This window comes from Streptomyces cahuitamycinicus (assembly GCF_002891435.1).
In the GTDB taxonomy this organism is placed as follows: domain Bacteria; phylum Actinomycetota; class Actinomycetes; order Streptomycetales; family Streptomycetaceae; genus Streptomyces; species Streptomyces cahuitamycinicus.
The window spans coordinates 1-7,987 of sequence record NZ_POUC01000369.1; the positions used below are offsets into that span (position 1 = coordinate 1).

At 70.7% G+C, this 7,987-nt stretch carries 7 protein-coding genes; 4 read left to right on the plus strand and 3 right to left on the minus strand.

Features of this window, described 5'->3' with window-relative positions:
- Both C1J00_RS33335 and C1J00_RS33340 read left to right on the plus strand, forming a co-directional pair.
- The coding region (locus tag C1J00_RS33335) for a response regulator transcription factor (RefSeq protein WP_146046297.1) at positions 1-240 on the plus strand (240 nt) is incomplete at its 5' end.
- Between the two features lie 186 nt (positions 241-426).
- Complete coding sequence (locus C1J00_RS33340; RefSeq protein WP_102912705.1) at positions 427-1,716, plus strand: ribonuclease D; 1,290 nt, start codon at positions 427-429, stop codon at positions 1,714-1,716.
- Positions 1,717-1,791: 75 nt separating this feature from the next.
- On the opposite strand, the gene C1J00_RS33345 is transcribed toward C1J00_RS33340, so the two are convergent.
- Genes C1J00_RS33345 through C1J00_RS33355 form a run of 3 tightly spaced genes read right to left on the minus strand, consistent with a single transcriptional unit; the run spans position 1,792 to position 4,870 of the window.
- Positions 1,792-2,622: a carbohydrate ABC transporter permease gene (locus C1J00_RS33345; RefSeq protein ID WP_102912706.1), complete on the minus strand. Its 831-nt coding sequence runs from the start codon at positions 2,620-2,622 to the stop codon at positions 1,792-1,794.
- Positions 2,619-3,557, minus strand: a complete 939-nt coding sequence (locus tag C1J00_RS33350) for a carbohydrate ABC transporter permease (protein WP_180989784.1) — start codon at positions 3,555-3,557, stop codon at positions 2,619-2,621. The genes C1J00_RS33345 and C1J00_RS33350 overlap by 4 nt, the downstream gene beginning before the upstream one ends.
- Entirely contained in the window at positions 3,557-4,870 is a 1,314-nt protein-coding gene (locus tag C1J00_RS33355; RefSeq protein WP_439333456.1) for an ABC transporter substrate-binding protein, read from the minus strand. The genes C1J00_RS33350 and C1J00_RS33355 overlap by 1 nt, the downstream gene beginning before the upstream one ends.
- A 164-nt stretch (positions 4,871-5,034) precedes the next feature.
- Between C1J00_RS33355 and C1J00_RS33360 the strand changes: the two genes are divergently transcribed.
- Positions 5,035-7,404, plus strand: coding sequence for a glycoside hydrolase family 2 protein (locus C1J00_RS33360; RefSeq protein WP_102912708.1), 2,370 nt, complete (start codon positions 5,035-5,037; stop codon positions 7,402-7,404).
- On the plus strand, positions 7,401-7,987 hold a 587-nt coding region (locus C1J00_RS33365; protein ID WP_146046298.1), incomplete at its 3' end, for a LacI family DNA-binding transcriptional regulator. The genes C1J00_RS33360 and C1J00_RS33365, both read left to right, overlap by 4 nt.

Here is a 7,987-nt window from a genome sequence, read left to right on the forward strand (position 1 = left end):
CTGCACCGCCGCCCCCCGGGCGCCCCGAGCCACCCGGGCGGCTACCGCGAACTGTCGGGCCGCGAGGTCGAGGTGCTGCGACTGGTCGCCGAAGGCCAGTCGAACAAAGCGATCGGCGTCTCGATGGGCCTGTCCGCCCTGACCGTCAAGAGCCACCTCGCCCGCATCGCCCGCAAGCTCGGCACGGGCGACCGTGCCGGCATGGTCGCGGTGGCACTGCGGACCGGGATCATCCACTGACCCGCTCCGCCGTGACCCTTCGTGATCCCTCCTTCACGTGAACGGGACCGGCCGTCGGCCCCGTTCACGTCACGTACGGTTCGCGAACCCGCCGCTTCCCCGACATGACTGGTTTGCGACCCCCGGGCGCCCGCCGACGGAACGTTCCGTCGGCGGGCGCCGGCCATACATGGATACCCTTGACATGTGACCGACGCCCACGACACCGCAGCAGACAGCTCACTGCGAACCACCGGAGGCGCTCCTCCGGACGACGGCGGATCTTCTGCTACGGAGGCGCCGATCCCTTTGCTGGAACCACGTGAGGGCATTCCGCCCGTCATCGCGGACGAGGCCGCCCTGGCCCGGGTGATCGCCGCCTTCGAGGCGGGATCCGGGCCCGTCGCCGTCGACGCCGAGCGCGCGTCCGGCTACCGCTACGGACAGCGCGCCTACCTGGTGCAGCTGCGCCGCACCGGCGCCGGAACGGCCCTTATCGACCCCGTGGCCTGCCCCGACCTGTCCGCCCTCGGTGACGCCCTGTCCGGCGTCGAGTGGGTGCTGCACGCCGCCACCCAGGACCTGCCCTGCCTGCGCGAGATAGGCATGGTGCCGACGCGGCTGTTCGACACGGAGCTGGCCGGGCGCCTCGCCGGGTTCCCCCGGGTCGGCCTCGGCGCGATGGTCGAGAGCGTGCTGGGATTCCTCCTGGAGAAGGGGCACTCCGCCGTCGACTGGTCGACCCGGCCCCTGCCCGAGCCCTGGCTGCGCTACGCGGCGCTGGACGTCGAGCTGCTCGTCGACCTGCGCGACGCGCTGGAGAAGGAGCTGGACCGGCAGGGCAAGCTGGAGTGGGCCCGCCAGGAGTTCGACGCGATCGCCTCGGCTCCCCCGCCGGAGCCCCGCAAGGACCCGTGGCGGCGTACGTCCGGTATGCACAAGGTCCGCCGCCGACGGCAGCTGGCCGTCGTGCGGGAGCTGTGGCAGACCCGGGACCGGATCGCCCAGCGGCGTGACGTGTCGCCGGGCAAGGTGCTCGGGGACGCGGCGATCGTGGAGGCGGCGCTGGCGCTTCCGGCCGATGTGCAGGCGCTGGCCGCGCTGAACGGTTTTGGACACCGCGTGGGCAAGCGGCAGCTGGAGCAGTGGCAGGCGGCGGTGGACCGGGCGAAGGCGCTGAGCGAGGCGCAGCTGCCGCAGCCGGGGCAGCAACTGACCGGGCCTCCGCCGCCGCGTGCCTGGGCCGACAAGGACCCCGCGGCCGCCGCGCGGCTGTCCGCCGCCCGGGCCGGGGTGTCGGCGCTGGCCGAGCAGGTCAACATGCCGCAGGAGAACCTGATCACGCCGGACACGGTGCGGCGGGTGTGCTGGGAACCGCCGGCGGTGGTGGACGCGGAGACCGTCGCGGCGGCGCTGGCCGGCCACGGGGCGCGGCCGTGGCAGGTGGAGCAGGTGACGCCGGTGTTGGTGACCGCGTTGTCCGCCGAAGCGCCGTAAGGAACCCTCGCGCGCGGCGGCTGCGGGTCGTCCGTGGCTGTTCGCGCGGTTCCCCGTGCCCCTCGGGGGGCGTCCTCACTTGGTCGCCCCCCTGGTGAAACCGTTGTAGATGAACCGCTGGAGGAACAGGAAGACGGCCAGAGTGGGGACGATCACCAGGATCGCCCCTGCCGAGATCGTCTCCCAGTGGGCGCCGAACGGGCCCTTGAAGCGGAACAGCGACGTCGAGATCACGCCAAGATCTTCGGAGGGCATGTAGAGGAAGGGGATGTAGAAGTCGTTGTAGACGGTGATCCCCTTCACGATCACGACCGTCGCGATCGCCGGTTTCAGCAGCGGGAAGATGATCTTGCGGTAGACGGTGAAGGCGTTGGCGCCGTCGATGCGGGCCGACTCGTCCAGGGACACCGGGATCGAGCGGACGAACTGCAGGAAGATGTAGATCGAGACGATGTCCGTGCCCATGTAGAGGACGATCGGCGCCCAGAGGCTGTCGAACAGGCCGAAGCTGTTGACGATCTGGAAGGTGGCCACCTGGGTGGTCACGCCGGGGACCAGCGCGGCGATCAGGAACAGGGCCAGGACCCACGCGCGGAAGCGGAACCGGAAGCGGTCGATGGCGTAGGCCGTCATCGAGCCGATCAGGACCGTGCCGCCGATGGCGACGACCAGGATGACGGCCGTGTTGCCGAAGGCCGAGAGCATCCGGCCGTCCTGGAACGCCGTCACGTAGTTGTCGAAGTTGAACGGGTCGCCCGGCAGGGCCAGCGCGCCGCTGCCGTCCGCCATCTCCTGCTCCGACTTCAGGGACGTCAGGAACACAGCGGCCAGCGGGAGCAGGACCAGCGCGGTCGCGGCGATCAGCGACAGGTACACGAGGACGCGGGTCACCGCGCGGCGCGTCATACGAGGTCCACCTTGTCGTCGGGGGCGAGGCGACGCTGGACCCAGGTCACCGCGAGGACGATCAGCAGCAGCACGACCGCGGCAGCCGAGGCGAGCCCCGTCTTGTTGAACTGGAACGCCAGCTTCACGGTCTGGATGACGAACGTCTCGGTGCCGGTCGCGCCGCCGGTCATGATGTACGGGATCTCGAAGACCGAGAGCGAACCGGAGATCGAGAGGATCACCGTCAGGCTCAGGACCGGCTTGATGCCCGGCGCGATGATGTGGCGGAACTGCTGCCAGCGGTTCGCGCCGTCCAGTTCGGCCGCCTCGTACAGCTCCCCGGGGATCGACTGGATCGCGCCGAGGAAGAGGACGAAGTTCAGGCCCAGGTAGCGCCAGACCGACACGGCGGCCAGGGAGGTGTTCGCCGACTCCGGGGTGCCCAGCCAGGCGCGGTCCGTCTCCACACCGAACAGGCTCAGCACCGAGTCGAGGGTGCCGCCGTCCTGGAAGAAGTAGAGGAAGACGAAGCCGATCGCGACCCCGTTGATCAGATACGGGAAGAACAGCACGCCCTTGAAGAAGTTCCGGAAGCGGACGTTGAAGCTGAGGATCGTGGCGAAGTAGAGCGCGGCCACGATCTGGACGACGGAGGCCACCAGGTAGTAGCCGCTGACCCAGAAGACCTCGAACAGCTCGGAGCGGGTGAAGAGTTCGGCGTAGTTCTCGGTGCCCGTGTAGCGCAGCTCGGGGCTCACTCCGTCCCAGTCGGTGAAGCTGTACGCGACCATGTTGGCGATCGGCGCGTAGGTGAAGACGATCAGGAGGGTGAGCGGGGCGAGCAGGAAGAGCCAGGGGGTGGCCCCGCGCCACAGGCGGGCCTGGCGCGGGGCGGGGGTGGCGGCCGCCTCCGCGGCGGCCTTGACGGCCGCCGTCTCGGTCGTGCCCGCCATCAGTTCCCCAGCGACTTCTGGGTCTCGGTCCACTTCTCGCCGAGGCCGTCCAGGTAGTCGTCCGGGTCGCCCTTCCTTGCGCCGCGGGCCATGTCGACGAGTTCCTTGCGGTAGTCGGGCTTGTTGATGCCGACCTCGGACTGGTTCTCGATGGTCTTCAGCCGGGCGCCCTCGGCGTCGTCGAGGTCGAGGAGCTTGACGCCCGCCTCCTCGTACGGCTTCAGGATGCCGGGCAGCGGGGCGTCCTTGAGCGGGGACAGCGCCAGGTTGTCCTCGGCGTAGCCGGACTTGTCGGTGAACCAGTCGATCCAGGCCCGGGCGGCCTCCTTGTGCTCGGAGTGGACGTTGACGGCCTGGTTGTAGTCGGGCGACGTCACCGCGCAGAACGTGCCGTCCTTCTGGGCGGGGAAGGGCATGAACCCGATGTCGCCCGGGTCGGTGCCGGCCTGCTTCGCCGCGCCCTGCATCTGGATGACCGCCCAGGAGCCGAGCCACATGGTGGCGATCTCGCCCTTGGCCAGCCTGGGCTTGGAAGCCTCCCAGTTGGTGGTCGTCGGGTCCTTCTCGACGAGCCCCTCGTGCACGATGTCGTACAGCAGCGTGTCCGCCACCCGCAGCTCGCCGCCCTCGGCCCAGGGGTTGCCCTCGGCCCACCTGGTGGTGGCCTGCTCGTCACAGCTGACCGAGCCCCTGACCCCCGTCCACTGGCTGAGCGGCCAGCCGTCCTTGAAGTTGGTGTAGTAGGGGATCGCGTCGGTCTTCGACTTGATCGCCTTGAGGCCGGCGAGGAACTCGGCGGGTGTCGTGGGCCAGTCGGTGACCCCCGCCTCGCGCCACACCTTCTTGTTGTAGATGAACCCCGGCAGCGCGCCGAGCGGGCTCTGGCCGTAGACCTTGCCCTCGACGGTCGTGTAGTCGGTGAAGCGGTACTTCTTGCTCCGCTCCTCCTGGCTGCCCAGCGAGGCGAAGAACCTGGGGTAGTCCTTCTTCTCGATCACCGCCGGGATCATGAGGACGTCGCCGTAGTTCTCCGTGTTCATACGGATCTTGACTTCGCCCTCGTAGTCGGTGATGCCGTCGAACTTCACCGTCACCCCGGGGTAGGTCCTGCCGAACTCGGCGGCGTACTTCTTCATCGTCCCGTCCTGCACGAGGTCGGTCCGGTGGGTGAGGACGGTGATGGTCCCGCGGACGTCGGCGGGATCGTCGGGCGCCTTGGCGTCGGCGCCCTTCGAGGTGCCCGAGGTGCCGGTGCAGCCGGACGCCAGCAGGGCGGCGCCCGCGGCCAGGGCGAGGAGGGTACGGCGGTTCATGTGCATCAGCTCCGTTCGCGGAGGGGAACTCGGGACGGACGAGCACGTGCGGTATGGCTGGTTCGGAACTCTGGCAGCGTGCACTCAACCGGTAAAGTCCCAATCCCGCCAACGATGCGAAAACTGACACCCGACTCTTTACTGAACCGGTTAAGGGAGTGCGCATGCTGGAGGCCACACCGCTCGGCGAGGGATGGATCCTGCGGCACGGCCCGGACGCGCTGCCGGCCACCGTGCCGGGGTGCGTGCACACCGACCTGATGGCCGCCGGGGTGATCCCGGACCCGTTCCTCGGCCGGAACGAGACCGAGGTGGCGTGGGTGGGGCGCCGGGACTGGACGTACGAGCGGGAGATCGGCGGCTCACGGGAGCAGGAGCAGACCGACCTGGTCTTCGACGGGCTCGACACCGTCGCCGAGATCTCCCTGGACGGGCGGCTGCTGGGGAAGGTGCGCAACATGCACCGCTCGTACCGGTTCGACGTGACGGGTCTGTCCGGGCGGCTGTCCGTGCGGTTCGTCTCCGCCTACGCCGAGGCCGAGGCCGTGCGGGGCCGGGTGGGCGAGCGGCCCGCCGCCTACGCCGAGCCCTACCCGTACCTGCGCAAGATGGCCTGCTCGTTCGGCTGGGACTGGGGGCCGACCCTGGTGACGGCCGGGATCTGGCGGCCGGTCCGCCTGGAGCACTGGTCGACGGCCCGGATCGCGCGGGTGCGTCCCCTGGTCACCGTCGAGGAGGGCACCGGCGTCGTCGAGCTGGCCGTCGACGTCGAGCGGACCGGGCGCGAGGCACCACTCGCGGTGGAGGCGACCGTCGCGGGGGTGCGGGCGCGGGCCGAGATCGAGGGGCCCGGCGGGGTCGTACGGCTGCGGGTGCCGGACGCGCGGCTGTGGTGGCCGCGTGGGTACGGCGGACAGCCGCTGTACGACGTGGAGTTGAGGCTGCTGCACGGCGAGGACGCGCTGGACGTGTGGCGGCGGCGGATCGGCTTCCGGACCGTGGAGCTGGACCGGCGGTCCGACGCGCACGGCACCGGCTTCACCCTCGTCGTCAACGGCGAGCGGCTCTTCGCGCGGGGGGTCAACTGGATCCCCGACGACGTCTTCCCGTCCCGGATCACCCGCGAGCGCTACCGGGAGCGGCTGGAGCAGGCGGCCGGCGCGGGCGTGGACCTCGTGCGGATCTGGGGCGGCGGGATCTACGAGAGCGAGGACTTCTACGACGCCTGCGACGAACTCGGGCTGCTGGTCTGGCAGGACTTCCCGTTCGCGTGTGCGGCCTACCCGGAGGAGCAGCCGCTGCGCGGCGAGGTGGAGGCCGAGGCGCGGGAGAACGTCGTACGGCTGATGCCGCATCCGTCGCTCGTGCTGTGGAACGGCAACAACGAGAACCTGTGGGGCTTCAGGGACTGGGAGTGGGAGCCGAGGCTGGCCGGGAACTCGTGGGGTGAGGGCTACTACCTGGGCGTACTGCCGCGCGTGGTGGCCGAGTTGGATCCCACACGCCCGTACGCGGCGGGGAGTCCCTGGTCCGGATCGTGGGACCACCACCCGAACGACCCGGCGCACGGCACCCACCACTCGTGGGAGGTGTGGAACCGGGAGGACTACGCGGACTACCGGCTGAGCGTGCCGCGGTTCGTCGCCGAGTTCGGCTGGCAGGCGCCGCCCGCGTACACCACACTGCGCCGGGCGCTGCCCGGGGAGGAGCTCGCGCCGGACTCCCCCGGCATGCTGCACCACCAGAAGGCCGATGACGGCAACGGCAAGCTGGAGCGGGGGCTCCAGCGGCATTTCGCCGTGCCGGACGGGGACTTCGACCGCTGGCACTACCTGACGCAGCTCAACCAGGCCCGGGCGGTCGCGGCCGGGATCGAGCACTGGCGCTCCCACTGGCCGGTGTGCGCGGGCACGATCGTCTGGCAGCTCAACGACTGCTGGCCGGTGACGTCCTGGGCGGCGATCGACGGTGACGGCCGGGAGAAGCCGCTGTACCACGAGCTGAAGCGGCTGTACGCGGACCGGTTGCCGACGTTCCAGGGGCGGGACGGAGGGCTGGTGCTGGCCGCCGTCAACCAGGGGCCGGAGGAGTGGAGGGGGGCTCTGACCCTGCGGCGGTTGTCCGTCGAGGGAGAGGTGCTGAGCCGAGGGGAGGTGCAACTGGCGGCCGGGAGCCGGGCGGTAGGCCGTGTCGACGTGCCGCGGGAGCTGACGCCCGCCGGGCCCGGGGAGTTCCTGGTCGCGGACGTGGACGGGCTGCGGGCGCTGCACTTCCCGGCGCCCGACCGCGAAGTCCCCTACCCGGATCCGGAGTTCGACGTCCGTCTCGCGCCGGGCGGGATCACGGTGACCGCCCGCACCCTGGTCCGGGACCTGCTGCTCCAGGCCGACCGGCTCGATCCCGGGGCGCGGGCCGACCGGGGGCTGGTCACCCTGCTGCCGGGCGAAGAGGTGACCATCGGGGTGCGCGGCTGGAAGACTCCGGACGCCAAGACCGCCCGTTCGGCCCTGTACTGCGTGGAGCCCACTCGATGACGGCAACGCCGACCCCTCGCGTCACCATCAAGGACGTCGCCGCGCGCGCAGGCGTGTCCAAGGGTGCGGTGTCCCTCGCGTTCAATCACAAGCCGGGACTGTCGGAGGCCACCCGGGACCGGATCTTCCTCGCGGCACGGGAGCTGGGCTGGTCGCCGAGCCTCACGGCGCGGACGCTGGCCGGATCGCGCGTGGACGTGGTCGGGCTGGCCGTGTGCCGGCCGGCGCGGGCGCTGGGTCTTGAGCCCTGGTACATGGAGTTCGTCTCCGGCGTGCAGAGCGTGCTGGCCGAGCACTCCAGCTCGCTGCTGCTGAGGCTCGTACGGAACATGGACGAGGAGGTGGGCGCCCAGGAGGCGTGGTGGCGGGGGCGGCAGATCGGCGGGTCGATCCTCGTCGACTTCCGGGCGGACGATCCGCGGGTGGCCATGACGCAGCGGCTCGGGATGCCGGTGGTCGCCGTCGGGCACCCCTCGCTGACGGGGGGACTCACGTCGGTGTGGACGGACGACGCCACGGCCGTGACGGAGGCGGTGCGGTACCTGGCCGCCATGGGGCACCGGCGGATCGCCCGGGTGGGCGG